This window comes from Euzebyales bacterium, from assembly GCA_036374135.1.
Classification (GTDB): Bacteria; Actinomycetota; Nitriliruptoria; order Euzebyales; family JAHELV01; genus JAHELV01.
Genome location: DASUUK010000087.1, coordinates 1 through 16,220 on the forward strand (window position 1 = coordinate 1; position 16,220 = coordinate 16,220).

Genomic DNA, 16,220 nt, shown 5'->3' on the forward strand with positions numbered 1-16,220 from the left:
GTGACCTCGAAGGTCTGGTCGTCGACGACGCTCAGACCGCTCATCTCGCCGGGCTCGCCGGAGCCCTCGGAGCCACCGGATCCGGCGATCTCCTCCTTGCCCTCGATGAAGTCGAAGAAGTAGTTGCCGGTGTACTCGGCGTTCGCGGCGCCGAAGTTCCACGCGTCGACGTAGGACTGGGCAGTGACGGGCGTGCCGTCGTGGAACGTCCACCCGTCCTTCAGCGTGATCGTCCACGTCTGCTGGTCCTCGGTCGTGACGTCCGCTGCGACGGCCCTGGGCGCTTCGTCGCCCCAGACGGCTTCAGACGTCTCGAGGTCGAGCGAGACGAGCGGCGCGTACAGCGCGTTGAGCACCTCGGCGCCGCACGTCTCGGTCACGTTGGCCGGCGGGAAGAGGTGCTCGGGCTCGCAGATCTCGACCGAGAACTCGCCGCCGCCCGCGGCCTCTTCGCCCTCGGTAGCCTCACTACCGCCACCGCCCTCGGCCTCCTCACCTCCACCGGTCTCCTCGGCTCCACCGCATGCCGCAGCGAGCAATGCCAGCACGGCCAGCAGCAGCACCCAGCGCTGCGTTCGACCTCGTATCCGCATGATGCCTCCTAATAGGTACCGTGAACGGAGGCCACCGCGGTCGGGCGGACTCCTGTGACACTGATAGTAACTCTACCCGACGGTAACGCTCGACCAAGGCCTTGTTGCTGGTCAGCGGTGTACGAGGCCGCTAGTTGCCGCTGCGGGCGGCTGTCCGCAGGGCTGTCGGTCGCCCGTCGGATCAGCGGCGTACGAAGCCGCTAGTCGTCCCCCGTGGTCATACGCGCCCAGTCCTCGACGTTCCACAACGGCCCGGGCGCGTGGGCGTGCACCCGGGGTCCGCGCATGCGTGTGGTGTGCACGAGCATCCTGGGAGGCGCATACAGCGGGAGCGTCGGTCGATCGTGTGCGAGTACCAGGTCGGCCTCCGTCACGACCTCCGCGCGTTCACTGTCGTCGGACGTCCGCTGGGCCTGGTCGAGCAGTCCGTCGAAGGTGCTGTTGCAGTACGCCTGCGTGTTGGCGTCACCGTCACATCGCCACCGGGTGCCGCCCGCGACCGGATCAGCGCTGACGTCGACCGTCGCCACGCGCAGATCCCACGCGTTCGCATCACCGGCCTGCACGATGCTGATCCCGGCCGCCTCCAACTGCGTCGCGATGTACTCACCGGCCAGCCGCAGGCGCCATGAACCCCCGGTGCGTAGTCGCAACGTCAGCGGTTCGCCATCGCACACGAACATCCCGTCGACGGTGCCGCACGCCTGCGGCGAGGGGGATGGCCCGGTGGACGGCGCGTCGGTGCTCGCGGGACCGTCGGGGTCGTCCGCGCCCAGCAGGCCGTCCGTGGTGGCCGTGCGCGGTGCCACCGGCGCGACGACCTCCTCGACGAGGGTGGCGCGATCGATCTCGGCGGCCACCGCGCGCCGCGTCGCTGCGCGCGCCACGCGGGGCGAGGCCAGGTTGAAGTCGAGCACGTCCACGGCGGCGTCGGACGTGACAACGGCCCGCAGTCCCCGGTCGGCGCGGGCACGCTCGAGGTTGCCGATGGTCGGGTCGACGAGGGCGACGTCGATGCGGCCGTCCGCGGCCGCGGCGACGGTCGGGGGTGCGTTGAACACGATCTCGAGACGGCTGAGCGCCACGTCGCCCCACCACTGCTCGTTGCGCACCAGGACGAGTCGCTCCCCGGGCGTCCACGATTCGAAGCGGAACGGCCCCGACGTGACGGGCATGCTGCGGCGCCAGGAGGACCGGCGATCGCCGTCGCCGAGCACATGCGCCGGCAGCACCGGCATGCGCGCCAGCAACGCCCGCCAGGTCCCGACCGCGCGGGCGAACACGACCGTGGCTCGGCGGCCCTCGGCGAACGAGGCCTCCAGATCGACCGCCTCGCACGGCTCGCCGGGACGCAGGGCGGCGGGCAGACGGCGGCAATGAGCGATGGTCGCGAGCAGATCGTCTCCGTCGATGGGCGACCCGTCGCTCCAGCGGGCGTCGCTGCGCACGTCGTAGACGACGGTCAGTGGTGCGCCGTCCACGCCGCCGCTGGTGATCGGCTCGCCTGCCAGCAGCCACGGTTCCACGCTCCCGTCTCCACGGGTCCGCCACAGGGTGACGAGCGTCGCGTCCGCGATCGTCCGCGCCCCGTCGCCCCGTGGCGCGGACCACGGGTTGAGCGTCGTTGGTTCGGACGCGACCGCCACCCGCGCGACGCCACCGGTCACCGGACGTCGGTCGACGACCTCGCCCGCGTCGGCGCCATCGGTTGCGACCACGGTGTCCGGTGCGGGATCGTCGATCGGTGCCGGCGGCGTGCACCCCATGAGCTGTGCCGCCACGAGCACTGGCACCAGCACGCGCAACGGCCACACGGTCGGGGCTACTCCGCCGCGACAGGTCGGGCGCGGCGCAGCAGTTCTTCCTGGGCGACGCACGAGGCCTCACCGGTGCGGGGGCGCACGCGCGACCACGTTCCACCCGGGTGCAGGCGCCACGCCATCGTGTTGTCCGCCAGCAGCAGATCGAGGACCTCCCGCAATTGCCCGCGCAGCGCGGGATCGTCGATCGGCACCAGCGTCTCGACACGGCGGTCGAGGTTGCGCGGCATGAGGTCGGCCGAGCCGATGAACACGTCCTCGTCCCCGAACTCCAGGATGCGGGCGTGCTCGAGGAACCGCCCGAGGACCGACCGCACCGTGATGTTCTCGCTCACACCGGAGATGTCCGGACGCAGCCCGCAGATGCCCCGGATCACCAGATCGACGTGCACGCCGGCCCGTGACGCCCGGTACAGCGACGCGATCATCTGCGGATCGGTCACCGCGTTGACCTGCATGCGGATGCGGCCTGGCCGGATGCCGGAGCGCTGCGCGTCGATCTCCCGATCGATGAGCGCGGTGATGCGCTCGCGCATCCGCCACGGCGCGACCACCAGCTTGCGGAAGCGGACCTGTCGACCGTATCCAGTCAGCACGTTGAACAGCTCGGTCAGATCGGCGCCCAGGGCGGGATCGCAGCTGAGCAGACCCAGGTCCGTGTAGGACCGTGCCGTGCGGGGGTTGTAGTTGCCGGTCCCCACGTGCACGTAACGGCGGATCCCTTCGCGTTCGCGGCGCACCACGAGTGCGATCTTCGCGTGGGTCTTGAGGCCGACCAGCCCGTACACGACGTGGACGCCCGCGCTCTCCATCGTGCGCGCCCAGATGATGTTGGCCTCCTCGTCGAACCGCGCCGTGATCTCGACCAGTGCGACGACCTGCTTGCCCCGCTCCGCCGCGTGGACCAGCGCATCGACGATGGGGGAGTCGCCCGACGTCCGGTACAGCGTCTGCTTGATCGCCAGGACGTCGGGATCCTCGGCCGCCTGGGCCAACAGGCGCTCGACCGAGCGCGAGAAGCTGTGGTACGGGTGGTGGACCAGCAGATCGCGGTCGCGTATGGCGGCGAAGATGTCCGGCGGACCCCCACCGGCCGTGTGGCGCAGGCGCGGACTGCCGACGGCGTGCGAGGTCCGCCAACGCAGGCGGGAACGGTCCAGGTCCGCCAGCTGCATGAGGTCCTCACAGCCCAGCAGCCCGCTGATGCGGTACGTGTCGCTGTCGTCGACGTCGAGTTCGTCCTGCAGCAGGGCCGTGACGGTGTCAGGCACGGCGCTGTCGACCTCCAGACGGACCACGGCGCCGAACCGTCGCCTGCGCAGCTCCTCCTCGATGGCCATCAGCAGATCGTCGGCGCCGTCCTCCGCGAGCTCGAGGTCAGCGTTGCGCGTCACGCGGAACGTGTGCGCCGCCCGCACCTCGAGCCCGGTGAACAGGTGGTCCAGCCGATCGCGGATCAGTTCCTCGAGCGGGACGAAGGTCGTGTGGCCGTCGAGCGGGACGAAGCGGGGCAGCACCCTGGGGACCTTCACGCGTGCGAACTGGGTGGTGCCGCGCTGCGGGTCGGCGACGTCGACGGCGAGCGAGATCGACAGGTTCGAGATGTACGGGAACGGATGCCCGGGATCGACCGCCAGCGGGGTCAGCACCGGGAAGACCTCGTCCTCGAAGTACGCCGTGGCCGCCGCGCGCTGACGGTCGTCGAGGTCGGCCATCGACACGACGCCCACGCCGTGGCGGCGCAGCAGGCGGAGCAACTGCTCGTGCAGCGTCGTCGTCGCGGTCGACAGCATCGGGCGCAGGCGGGTCGCGATCGCCTCCAGCTGCTCGGCGGGCGTGCGCCCGTCGGTCGTCAGCTCGGTGACCCCGGCCCGCACCTGGCGCTTCAACCCCGCCACGCGCACCATGAAGAACTCGTCCAGGTTCGCGTGGAAGATCGCGATGTACCGCAGGCGCTCGAGCAGGGGGATCGAGGCGTCGGAGGCCAGCGCGAGCACCCGGCGGTTGAACTCGAGCCACGACAGCTCGCGGTTGACGTACAGCCCCGGAGCGTCCAGGTGCTTGCCGGCGGCGTCGGCGGTCGGAATGGCGACGAACCGGCCGTCGGGCGCCCGCGGCGGCAGGCGGAACGCGCGATCGGTCGCCGTGGCGTGCCCGGTCCGCTGTGCCGCGCCCACCTGGCCTCCTTGTCGTCCGGGCGTCAATGCTAGAGCCGACAGCACGGTCGCCTCCACAGCACGCCGGTTCCGCCGGTGTCGGGCGGCTGCGGCGGCGGTCAGGCCGAACGCAGCAGGCCGCGCTCCATCACGGTCGGCGTGTGCATCGACCGGTACCCGACGGCATCGAAGCGAACGACGATGACCTCGCCCTCGATCCGCTGCACGGTCCCTTCACCCCACTCGGTGTGCACGACCAGCTCCCCCGGGGTGAACGGTCCACCGCGCGATGCGCTCAGCCGGGTGGCCTCCGCATCGGGATCCCAGTCGTCGAACGTCCGGCTCCCCGCGATGCGCAGGCAGTTGTCACACCGCAGGCACAGCTCCGCGGGGTACTCGTCGCCAAGGTAGTTGAGCAGGAACCGCCGACGGCACCCGTTGGACTCCGCGTAGCCGGCGACCATGTCCAGCCGCGACCACTCGATCTCGACCTGCCGCTCATGGTGGTGCGCCAGCTCGTCCATCGCCTGCCGCGGCTCGCCCCGCCAGCGGATGCCGGTCTTGAACTGGGTCAGGTACCCGAAGCGGTCCAGGTCCTCGATGAGCGATACCGCGCCCGAGCGGGCGACCTCGGCGACCTCGCAGATCCGGGTGACGACCTCCGCCGTGGGAGTGGCGTGGTCGACCCGGCTGGCGACGTGCAGCATCTTGGCCATCGTCGCCTCCGATGGCCGGCTGCGGCGGTGGAGGTGCTCGTGGGCCGCGCGATCCTCCGGGCGGAACATCATGACGCAGTCCGCCGCGGAGCCGTCGCGGCCGGCGCGACCGGCCTCCTGCCAGTACGACTCGATCGAGTCGGGCATCGTGTGATGGATCACGGTCCGGATGTCGGGTTTGTCGATGCCCATCCCGAACGCGCTGGTCGCGCACAGCACGTCGAGATCGTCGGACAGGAACGCGTTCTGCACGCTCTCGCGCGTGTGGCGGTCCATCCCACCGTGGTAATGGCCGACCCGCAGCCGGCGCGGCCTGGCCCGGCTGGTGCCGAGGTCGAGCAGGGCGAGCGCGGTCTCCTCGGCCTCGCGACGGGTCGTGCAGTACACGACGGCGGGCGTGTCGACCTCGTCGAGCAACGCGTCGAGCTGCCGCTCTCGGCGGTCCGGGTCGGTGACGCGCACGACGGTGAAGTGCAGGTTCGGGCGGTCGAAGCCCCGCGCGACGACCAGCGGCTCGCACAGGTCGAGCTCCCGCGCGACATCCCGACGGACGGTCTCCGGCGCGGTCGCGGTCAGCGCGAGGACCGGCGGCGTGCCCATCGCCTCCTTCGCGGCCGACAGTTCGCGGTACGCGGGTCGGAAGTCGAAACCCCACTCCGAGATGCAGTGCGCCTCGTCGACGCAGAACAGGTCGATCGGGCACGCGGCGAGGGCGGCGCGGACATCGGCCCGCGACAGCTGCTCGGGTGTGGAGAACACGAACCCGTAGTCGCCGGCCGCCAGGCGGGCGAGCACGTCCTCACGTTCGTGTCCGCGCAGGCTGCCCGACAGCGCCGCGACGGGCAGGTGGCTGTCGGCGCGCAGGCGGCGCACCTGGTCGTGCATCAACGCGAGCAGCGGCGTGGCGACCACGGTGGTGCCCTCGAGCAGCAGGCCGGCGAGCTGGAAGACCAGCGTCTTGCCTCCGCCTGTCGGCAGCACCGCGATGACGTCGCGACCGTCGAGCACACCCTCCAACGCCTCCCGCTGACCCGGCAGGAAGGTGCGCAGGTTCGGGAACCAGCGGCGCAGCGCGTCCGTGATCTCGAGGGTGTGGCTCGCCGTCGTCATGGCCGGCGACCCGGATCGACTGATCCGGCGGCGGCGCTCAGCCACGCCTCCACCACATGCGTCATGTCGTACCCCCATGCCGACATCGTCACCAGCCGACGCAGACGGGGACGCCTGACCCCGGACACATCGACGGCGGGCCCCTACCACTGGCGGCCCACGTCCACTCTCGTGCCCGATCCCGCACTCTTCACGCCCGGACGCCGAAATTTTTGGATCACGCCGAATCGTGTGCGAACGGACAGGTCCTCCCGTCTGCATGCGTGCGCATCGTGAGTACCGTCGCAGGCTGAGTCGATGCGGGCGGTGGACGTGACGCCGCCACGCCCGGAGCACCAAGTGCAGCCGTCGCTCGTGCGGCGGCGTCGGAGCATCGAGGAACGATGGCAATGCGCAGCAACAGGCGCGCCGCGTCGGTCGTGCTGGCCCTCGCGTGCGCACTCACGATCGTCGTGGTGCCGGCCGTACCGGCACAGGCCGCGAAGGGCAACAACGGCAAGGGTGGCAAGCACTACACGGTGCGGCAGGGCCCATGCCAGCTTGACAGCATGCCCACGGGCGCCAGCCACCTCTGGACGCCGGGCGGCGAGTCGATCGTCCACAAGGTCAGCTACGGAGAGGGCCTGCAGCAGATCGCCTGGGACTACGGGTTCAAGGGTGACATGGCGTACAAGCGGCTCTGGGACGCGAACCCGCAGTTGAATGCGACCTGGCTGGAGCGTGCGGGCATCACGATCCGCATCCCCGCGTGCGGTACCACGCTGCGCCCTCGGGCGCTGCCGGAACCGCCCCCCGAGCCGGAGCCCGAGCCCGAACCGGAGGTCGAGACCGCCCAGGCCGCGGAGCCCGAGCAGGAGGCCGCGCCGGCGCCCCAGCCGGAACCGGATCCTGCGCCGGCCGCTCCGGCGGTGCCGTCGGGCAGCGTGTGGGACAGCCTGGCGCAGTGCGAGTCGGGTGGCAACTGGTCGATCAACACCGGCAACGGCTACTACGGCGGCCTGCAGTTCAGCCTGTCGTCGTGGCAGGCGGTCGGTGGCAGCAGCTACCCGCACGAACACAGCCGCGAGGAGCAGATCAGGCGGGGTGAGATGCTCCAGGCCCAGCAGGGCTGGGGTGCCTGGCCGTCCTGCGCCGCCAAGCTCGGCCTCCTGTAGGCCGGCTGCCGCTCGCACCTCTCACCGCTCCGGCCGGGCGCCTGTCGCAGGGCCTCGGCCGGCGCCGGTCACGTCGAGCTGACCAGGTCGGGCAGCAACCGCTCGCCTGTCGTGACGTCGAAGACGAAGCTCTCGCGCAGGTCGATCTCGGCCGTGGCCTGCTCGCCACGACGCACCGAGCGGGTGGGCGCGATGGTCGTGTAGACGACGCCGGCGGTCTCGGCCGCGCCCGACGGGTGCGCCGCGACGACCGTCGACGCGCCGAGCGGTTCGACGGCGGAGACGGTCACCGGCAGCCGACGCAGCCAGGGGTCCCCCGCCGTTGGCTCGTCGCCGACGAGTCGCACGGCGGCCGCCCGCACACCCACTGCGATCCGCGGGCCCGTCCTACGGCGCAGCACCGTGCGGCGCTGGTCTGGGTGCAGGCGCAGGGCGGTGCCGGCGACATCGACCCACGCGGTCGTGCCGTCATCGTGCAGCCGGCCCTGCAGCACACCGAGCGGCGGGTTCCCGAAGAACCGTGCGACGAACAGGTTGGCCGGGCTCGACCACACGCGCATCGGTTCGTCGACCTGGACGACGCGCCCCCGTGACATGACGGCCACGCGGTCGCCGAGCGCCATGGCGTCGCGCTGATCGTGCGTGACGTAGATCGACGTCACGCCCATGCCGCGCTGCAGCTGCCGGAGCTCCCGCCGAACTCGGCCACGCTCGCCGGCGTCCAGGCCCGCCAGCGGCTCGTCGAACAGGTAGGCGCGCGGCCGACGGGTCGTCGCGCGTCCGAGCGCGGCCTTCTGCCGCTCACCGGTCGACAGCTGCCGTGGGCGACGGCGCAGCTTCGCCCACAGCCCCAGGGTCCGCGCCTCCGCGCCGACGCGACGGGACGTCTCCTCGGCCGACACCCGCCGCAACCGCAGCGGGAATCCCAGGTTGTCCTCGACGGTCAGGTGCGGCAGCAGGGTGTCGTACTGCGCGACCAACGCGACGTCGCGGTCGCGCACCGACGCCTTGTTGACCACCGTCCCGTCGATGGCGACCGTCCCGCTGCGCGGGGTCTCGAGCCCGGCGATCGTGCGCAGCACCGTCGACTTGCCCGAGCCGGACGGACCGACGAGCGTCAGCAGCTCACCGGACCGTACGTGCAGCGTCAGCCCGTCGAGCGCGGCGACACGTTCGTCGCCCTGCTCGGTCGTGAACCCGACGTGCACGTCATCGAGGGTGATGTCGACCACTGGAGCGCTCCTCGCCTGCCTGCCAGCTTATGGCGTGGCAGCGCTCCGGCGCCGCGGACCGTCACCCGGCGTACAGCCGCCGCCGGAACAGCCGCCAGGATGCGACGAACAGGATGACCGCGAGCACGGACAGCAGTGGCAGGTACAGCGGCTGGATCAGCTGGCCCCGCAGCATCGCGTCGCGGAGCAGCACGACCCCGCTGGTCACCGGCAGCACGCGCGCCAACCAGACGAGGGCGGGCCGGAACCGCTCGAGGCTCAGCAGGAAGCCGCTGAAGAAGATGCTCGCCAGCAGGACGAGCATGGCGTACTGGACGGCCTGGCTGTCGCTGCCGGCGGCGAGCGCGAGCAGGAAGCCCAGGCCGGTGGACGCCAGCAGCAGCAGGCCGATCGTGACCACGACCACCCACCAGGAGCCGACCATGGGTACGCCGAGGCCGTAGATCAGGCCCGCAGCCAGGGCGGCGGCGATCACGGTGCCCATCAGCGTGAAGGCGATGTACTTGCCGATCACCATCTCGGCGGCGGTGACGGGCGCCGCACGGAACAGCTCGTTCGTGCCGAGCTCACGCTCGCGGACGATCGACAGGCCGACGAACGTCACGACCATGTGCTGGACGAGCAGCGCGAGCACGGCAGGCGCGTAGAACGCGACCAGTTGCACGTCATCGCCGGCGACGCGCTCCGTCGTCCCCTCGAAAGGGCTGACGATGACCTCCGGGCTGAGCGCCTGGAACGTCTCGAGCTCGGCGTCGAGGGTCTCCAGGTCGCTGGACAGCTGGGACACCTGCTGGCGGTCCACCGATGACGCGTCCGACGACTGGTTCAGCGCGTCCGAGCTATCGTTCAGTGACGTGTACGCCTCGACGAGTGCGGCGGTGTCACCCGGTCCCGCCGTCTGCTCGATGCCGCCCAGCACAGCCAGGGACGGTCCCAGCGCGAGCGCGAGGCCGGCCAGGTCCCCCTGCGCCACCTGGAGCTCCTGATCCGCCTCGCCACCGGCCGCGAGCTGCTCGTCGAGCGCGTTCACGCTGGTCGTCGCCGCATCGAGCCGCTGCTGGAGTTCATCCGACTCGGACTGCCCGCTGCGCACCAGTTCCCGCAGGACCTGCTTGTTGACCTCGTCGACGCCCGTCCGGGTGAACAGCTGGATCGCCTGGGTCTCGAGGGGATCGATCTGGTCGTGGTAGACGTTGACCTGCGCCTGCTGGTTGGCGCGCACCGTCTGCTCGGCGTCGTCGGGGAACACCAGCACCATCTGGACGTCGCCGCGGCGGAGCCGGTTGAGGGCGTCCTCCTCGTCGGCCTGGACGCCCTCGACGGTCAGGCGTTCACTCTGCGCTTCGGCGAACTGCTCCACCTCCTGCTCGATCTCGCTGCCCTCGGGCACGACGAAGATCGTCCTGACCGCCGGATCCTCCTCGCGGAGCCCACCGCCGAACGCCAGCAGGATCAGGAACGGTCCGAGCACGAGACTCAGCATCAGGCCCGGCTGCCGCAGGACCTGCATGATCTCCTTGCGGACGAACGCGCCCGTGCGCACGAGTCGTCTCATCTCAGCGCCTCCGCGCGGGGTCGTCGCCGTCCTCGGGCATGCCGCTCAACGGCTCGGGTGGTGCGCCTGCGGGCTCGGTCTGCTGGTCGGGCGCGTCGGGTGGCGGCGGGATCGTGATGTCGGGCTCGGACACCGCCAGGTCGTCCGTCGCGTCGGACAGCCCGCTGAGCTCCGTCGGGCCGTCGGACTCGACGAGCTTGACGAACACGTCGTCGAACGGCGGCAGGTAGCGGTCGACCGACTCGACCGAGATGCTCCGCTCCTCCAGCCACCGCTGCAGCGGGGGGATGACGCGGTCGGCGTCGACGACCGTGATGCGCATGCCCTTGCCGTCGACCCGCGTGCGCTGGGCGTGCACCACGTAGTCCAGTTGCGTCACCTGCGTGATCAGGTCCTGCTCGATGCGCTCGGCGACGATGAGGTCGATGACCTCGCCGCCGAACGCCTGCCGACGCAGGCCCTCGGGGGTGTCGACCGTCAGCAGGCGCCCCTCGCGCAGCACACCGATCTGGTCGCAGTACGCGGCCTCGCCGACGTACTGGGTGGTGACGAACAGCGTGCGGCCCTCGTCGCGCAGCGACTCGAAGTGGTCCCAGAACTTGCGCCGCAGCACCGGATCGATGCCCGCGGTCGGCTCGTCCAGGAACAGCATGCGCGGCTTGTTGACGAGCGCCGCGGCCAAGGCGAGCCGCCGCTGCATGCCGCCCGACGCCTGCCGCAGCCGCTTGCGGCGATGGTCGGTCAGCTCGACGAAGTCGAGCACCTCCTTGAGCGCCGAGCGACGGCGCCACGGCATGCCGTAGATCGAAGCGACGAACCGCAGGTTCTCCATGATCGACAGGTGCGGGAACAGCACCGACAGCTGCGGCATGTAGCCGATCTGGGCGCGCTCGTGCTCGGTGAACGCCGACGGTTCGCGGCCGAGCACGACGACGGAGCCGTCAGACGGCGTCTGCACCCCCGTCAGCAGGCGGACGGTCGTGGTCTTGCCGGAGCCACTCGGACCGATGAACCCGAAGATCGTGCCCTCGTCGACGTGCATCGACAGGTCATCGACCGCGGTCTGGTCGCCAAAGCGCTTCGTCAGGTGCTCGGCGGTGACGATGTGGTGCGCGTCGGGCGATCGCGGCGCGGTCGGGTCGGTCATGCATGGCATCCTTGGTCGTCGGTTGTGGGGACAGTGTCACGAAAGGATTGGACGGGAACACAACCGATGCACGTCTCTTCGGCCCCGTGTCCCCAGCCGTCGAGGGTCAGAAACCGCAGGTCCTGCGCCGAGCCGCCCACGTGATGCGCAGCCTACCCTGGAGGAGCTCAGCGTGACCGGCACTGCGACCGCGCCAGGGCAGCGTAGCGACCTCGGCCTGCCCCGGTTCGGCCGGGTGATGCGCACCGTCGGCATCGTCGGTGTCCTGTCGGGGGTCCTCGCCGCAGCGATCGGCCTCTGGCTGCTGCGTGACCTGGACGTGCTGCTCGAACGTTCGCTCGGTCTGACGGCCGAGAGCCTGACGACGGTCGATTCGTCACTGAGCGTCGCCACGGACTCGGTCGCGGTCGTCGGCGACGGTCTCACCGACGCCGAGGACACGTCCCGCGGGCTCAAGGGCACGCTCGACGAGGGCGCCGACCTGCTCAACCAGACGAGTCAACTTCTGCGGGGTGACGTCGCGGCGTCGATCGAGTCGCTCGGCCAGTCGCTGCCGACGATCATCGAGGTCGGCGGCACGATCGATTCGACCCTCCAGGCGCTCGACGAGCTGCCGGTGGGTCCCACCTACGAGCCCGAGGAACCCTTCGACGAGACGCTCCAGGCCTTGTCGGACAACCTCGAGGGCCTGCCCGCCGACCTGCGCAGGCAGGCGACCACGATCGACAGCGCAGGCGACAACCTGCGCGACGTCGGACAGCAGGGCCAGGAGGTCGCCACCGCGATTGCCGACGTCCGCACCACCCTCGACGAGGCGAACGAGGTGCTGGGTCAGTACGAGGCGACGGCCAGCGAGGCACGGACGCTGATCGAGGACACGACCGCCGACCTGGGTCGGCGCCTCAACGTGCTGCGCGCGCTGGTGATCCTGCTCGGCATCGTGTACTGCGCGAGCCAGGGCCTGCTGCTGTACATGGGGCACCGTCTCGCCACGTCGTCGGTCATGGTGACGACCGCGGACGACTGACGGCGGCGGTCAGTCGTCCTCCGCCGACGCGACGATGATGCGGTCCGCGATGTGGTCAGGTACCTGCTCGTAGTGGCTCGGCCGGATCTCCAGCCCGCCGGCGCCGCTGGTGAGGCTGCGCAGATCGGCGGCGTAGCGGACGAGCTCCGCGCGCGGCACGTGCGCGACCACGACCGCCCGCTCCCGTCCCGCGCGCCCGCTGCCCTGGATGCGGCCCCGCCGCGACGACAGGTCGCCCATGACGTCGCCCGTCAACGCATCGGGCACGTCGACGCGCACCTCGTCGATGGGCTCGAGCAGCACGAGTCCGGCGGCCTCGGCGGCGGCGCGGAACCCCAGTGCGCCCGCCATCTGGAAGGCCATGTCGGACGAGTCCACGCTGTGGTGCTTGCCGTCGAAGACCGTCACATCGACGTCGACGACCGGGTACCCGGCCAGGACACCGCTCGTCATCGCGTCGACGACGCCCTTCTCGACGCTGCCGATGAACTGCCGCGGGATCACGCCACCGACGATGTTGTCGTGGAAGGTGAAGCCGGCTCCGCGCTCGACCGCCTCGACGCGGATGTGGGCGATGCCGTACTGGCCGTGCCCTCCGGACTGCTTGACGTGCTTGCCGATGCCCTCGGCGCTGCCTCGTACCGTCTCCCGGTACGCGATGCGGACCGGGACAGTGTCGACGGAGACCCCGAACTTGCGTTGCAGGCGCGACTGCACTACCGCCATGTGGGTGGGCCCGTAGACGCTGGCGACCAGCTGGTTGGTCTCGGTGTCGCGCACCAGCCGCAGTGCCGGGTCTTCTTCGGCGATCCGCGCGAGCGCGGCTGACATCTTGTCCTCGTCGCCCGCACTGGCCGGCTGCAGCGCCATCCGGAAGTACGGCTCGGGTGGGGACGGCACGACCGGCGGCTCGGTCGTGCCATCGACGTCGAGCACGTCGCCGGTGCGCACGTCGTCGAGCTTGGCGACCGCCAGGATGTCACCGGCCGCGGCCTCCACGACGGGTTCGTTGTCGCCGCCCTGGAGGCGGAACAGCTGGTGCAGGCGCACCTTGTCGCCGGTGCGCTGCACCGTCAGCACGTCGTCGGCCCGTAGCGTGCCACCGACGAGGCGGAGCAGGTTGATCCGACCGACGTACGGATCGGATTGCGTCTTGACGACGACCGCCGCGGTGCGATCGGTGATCGGCTGCGGCGCCGGCGCCTCGGTGACCAGGAAGTCCGCGAGCATGCGCACACCGATGCTGGCCGCGGCCGATGTGCACAGGACCGGGAAGAACCCACCGCCCGAGATCCCGGCCGCGAAGACCTTGGCCAGCTCGTCGGCCGCGGGCGTCTCACCGTCGAGGTACGCCATCAGCAGATCGTCGTCCTGCTCGACGATGGCCTCGACCAGGAACTCGCGGTTGCGCTCGGCCTGCTCCCACCTCTCATCGGGCACCGCCTGGTCTGCGCGCCCGTCCGGCGTCCTGACGACCGCGGTGAAGTGCAGGAGGTCGATCACACCGTTGAACTCTGCGCCGACGCCGATGGGCATGTGGACCGGCGCCAGCGCCTTGCCGCAACGCTCCCGCAGCGCGTCGACCGTCGTCTGGTAGTTCGCCTGCTGCTGGTCCAACTGGTTGAGCACGACGATCCGGGCCAGGTCCAGCTCGTCGCACACCGCCCACAACCGGTCGTGCTGGGGCTGGACGCCCGCCGCCGCGTTGACGACGAACAGCGCGACGTCGGCGGCGGCCAGGGCGGGGTACGCGTCGCCGATCGCGTCGTCGCCGCCGGGCGCGTCCAGCAGGTTGATCCTGTGATCGCGCCAGCTGACCCATCCCGACGCGAGGCTGAGGCTGTTGCCGCGCTCGCGTTCCTCGGGTTCGTGATCGAGGAGTCCACCACGGCCGCCGCTGCCGCCGAGGTCGATCATGGCCTCGGCCAGCGTTGTCTTGCCGGTTCCGCCGTGCCCGACGAGCACGACGTTGCGGAGGCGGTCGGTGGGCGTTGGCGCAGCGGGCATACGGCATCCTGAGGTCGCTGGTCGCCGGCCTGGGTACCCTCGTGCACCAGCAGCGGCCGGCGAGGTCGGTCGATCCTACGCCAACGCCCGTCGGGCGCGCGAGCCGAAGTTCCCGCGATCACCCGGACCGTGTCGGCCGGGCGCCGCGGGCCGGTCGGCCGACACGGACGTCATCCGGTGGCGTGTCGCGCCGCGTCGGCGGCTGCCGCCACACGGCGCTTGAGGCGGTGCACCACGGCGTGCATGCCGCGCAGCCGCAGCGGGCTGATGGTCGACCCCAGGCCCATGCGTTCGGCGAGGTCGGTCGGCACGTCGAGGACCTCGGCCGGCGTCGCTCCCGACAGTCCGTCGGCCAGGATGCCCGCGAACGCCCGGGTGGTGGGAGCCTCCGGGGGGCAGTCGAACCAGATCGTGACCCGGTCGTCGGGCGTGACCTCGGCATGCAGGAAGAACGGTGTCTGGCACTCGACGACCCGTTCCATCGACGAGCTGTCGAGGTCGTCCGGGAGCGGCGGCACCGCGGCCGCGTATTCGAGCAGCAGCTCGATGCGCAGGTCGTCGGGCGCGGCGCGGAACTCGTCCGCGATCGCCGCGAGCCGTCCCTCCAGCTCGGTGCCGCCCATCTTCGCTCCTCGTCGGTTCCGGGTCGCTGACGTCCCAGCCGCCCTCTGCGGCGTCCCCACCATGGTTACCGTGCAAATCGGCGGCGTCGCCCGGCCGGGGTCTCCTACTATGGCGTGCGCCGGCACCGGCCACGTCCGCAGGCCCCAGATCCGCCGCACGTGGCGCACACGCCCCCTTCGCACACGCGCCGGCAGAGGAGCCGAGATCCGATGACCGTGTCCACCGATCCGGACCCGGACCTGCAGCAGTTCGCCAATCCCGAACGCCTGGTCACCACCGCGTGGGTCGCCGACCACCTCGACGACCCCGACGTCGTCATCGTCGAGTCCGACGAGGACGTGCTGCTGTACGACACGGGACACATCCCGGGCGCGGTGAAGGTCGACTGGCACACCGAGCTGCAGGACACCGTGACCCGCGACTACGTCGACGGTGCCGCGTTCGCCGAACTGCTGTCGTCCAAGGGCATCGGTCGGGACCACACCGTCGTGTTCTACGGCGACAACTTCAACTGGTGGGCGGCCTACGCACTGTGGGTGTTCTCGCTGTTCGGCCACCCCGACGTCCGGCTCATGGACGGCGGGCGCCAGAAGTGGATCGCCGAGGACCGCGAGCTGACGACCGACAAGCCCGACCGCGCGCCGACGGACTACCCGGTCGTGGAACGCGACGACGGCACCATCCGCGCGTTCCGACGGGACGTGGAGGCGCAGCTCGACGCCGGCGGCCGCCTCGTCGACGTCCGCTCGCCCGAGGAGTACCGGGGCGAGAAGCTGCACATGCCCGACTATCCGCAGGAGGGCGCGCTGCGCGGTGGACACATCCGCGGAGCGGCCAACGTGCCGTGGAAGACCGCGGCCAACGACGACGGCACGTTCCGCGACGCGGACGAACTGACCGCGATCTACACCGAGCGGCAGGGCCTCGACCCGTCCGAGCCGATCATCGCGTACTGCCGCATCGGTGAGCGGTCGAGCCACACGTGGTTCGTGCTGACGCACCTGCTGGGCTACGACAACGTCCGCAACTACGACGGGTCGTGGACCGAGTGGGGCAACCTGGTCGGCGCGCCCATCACC

12 protein-coding genes are annotated in these 16,220 nt (G+C 70.9%); 3 read left to right on the plus strand and 9 right to left on the minus strand.

The window, feature by feature from the left end:
• From VFZ70_14900 to VFZ70_14915, 4 genes are all read right to left on the minus strand, one after another.
• Positions 1–593, minus strand: a 593-nt coding sequence (locus VFZ70_14900; protein ID HEX6257093.1) for an ABC transporter substrate-binding protein, incomplete at its 3' end; no start/stop codon positions are given.
• A 200-nt stretch (positions 594–793) separates the two neighbouring features.
• Positions 794–2,392, minus strand: a complete 1,599-nt coding sequence (locus VFZ70_14905) for an ABC transporter substrate-binding protein (GenBank protein ID HEX6257094.1) — start codon at positions 2,390–2,392, stop codon at positions 794–796.
• A gap of 23 nt (positions 2,393–2,415) precedes the next feature.
• Positions 2,416–4,590 (minus strand): polyphosphate kinase 1, encoded by a 2,175-nt coding sequence (gene ppk1 / locus VFZ70_14910; GenBank protein HEX6257095.1) that lies wholly within the window; start codon positions 4,588–4,590, stop codon positions 2,416–2,418.
• 98 nt (positions 4,591–4,688) lie between these two features.
• Positions 4,689–6,395 (minus strand): RecQ family ATP-dependent DNA helicase, encoded by a 1,707-nt coding sequence (locus tag VFZ70_14915; GenBank protein HEX6257096.1) that lies wholly within the window; start codon positions 6,393–6,395, stop codon positions 4,689–4,691.
• A gap of 389 nt (positions 6,396–6,784) precedes the next feature.
• Here VFZ70_14915 and VFZ70_14920 point away from each other — a divergent pair, with 389 nt between their 5' ends.
• Positions 6,785–7,549, plus strand: coding sequence for a transglycosylase family protein (locus VFZ70_14920; GenBank protein HEX6257097.1), 765 nt, complete (start codon positions 6,785–6,787; stop codon positions 7,547–7,549).
• 68 nt (positions 7,550–7,617) lie between these two features.
• Here VFZ70_14920 and VFZ70_14925 read toward each other — a convergent pair whose 3' ends face one another.
• The 3 genes from VFZ70_14925 to VFZ70_14935 form a co-directional block, all read right to left on the minus strand.
• A complete protein-coding gene (locus VFZ70_14925; GenBank protein ID HEX6257098.1) occupies positions 7,618–8,781 on the minus strand; it encodes an ABC transporter ATP-binding protein in 1,164 nt (387 codons plus the stop codon).
• A 61-nt stretch (positions 8,782–8,842) separates the two neighbouring features.
• Positions 8,843–10,336 (minus strand): ABC transporter permease, encoded by a 1,494-nt coding sequence (locus VFZ70_14930; GenBank protein HEX6257099.1) that lies wholly within the window; start codon positions 10,334–10,336, stop codon positions 8,843–8,845.
• A gap of 1 nt (position 10,337) precedes the next feature.
• Positions 10,338–11,483: an ABC transporter ATP-binding protein gene (locus VFZ70_14935; GenBank protein HEX6257100.1), complete on the minus strand. Its 1,146-nt coding sequence runs from the start codon at positions 11,481–11,483 to the stop codon at positions 10,338–10,340.
• 172 nt (positions 11,484–11,655) lie between these two features.
• On the opposite strand from VFZ70_14935, the gene VFZ70_14940 reads away from it, so the two are divergent.
• Positions 11,656–12,510: a hypothetical protein gene (locus VFZ70_14940; protein ID HEX6257101.1), complete on the plus strand. Its 855-nt coding sequence runs from the start codon at positions 11,656–11,658 to the stop codon at positions 12,508–12,510.
• A gap of 9 nt (positions 12,511–12,519) precedes the next feature.
• On the opposite strand, the gene VFZ70_14945 is transcribed toward VFZ70_14940, so the two are convergent.
• Both VFZ70_14945 and VFZ70_14950 read right to left on the minus strand, forming a co-directional pair.
• The gene (locus VFZ70_14945) at positions 12,520–14,517 is read right to left on the minus strand and encodes an elongation factor G (GenBank protein HEX6257102.1); all 1,998 of its coding nucleotides are present in this window, start codon (positions 14,515–14,517) and stop codon (positions 12,520–12,522) included.
• A 170-nt stretch (positions 14,518–14,687) separates the two neighbouring features.
• Entirely contained in the window at positions 14,688–15,140 is a 453-nt protein-coding gene (locus tag VFZ70_14950; GenBank protein ID HEX6257103.1) for a SufE family protein, read from the minus strand.
• Positions 15,141–15,350: 210 nt separating this feature from the next.
• Here VFZ70_14950 and VFZ70_14955 point away from each other — a divergent pair.
• Positions 15,351–16,220 (plus strand): sulfurtransferase (locus VFZ70_14955; GenBank protein ID HEX6257104.1); only part of this gene is annotated, 870 nt, incomplete at its 3' end.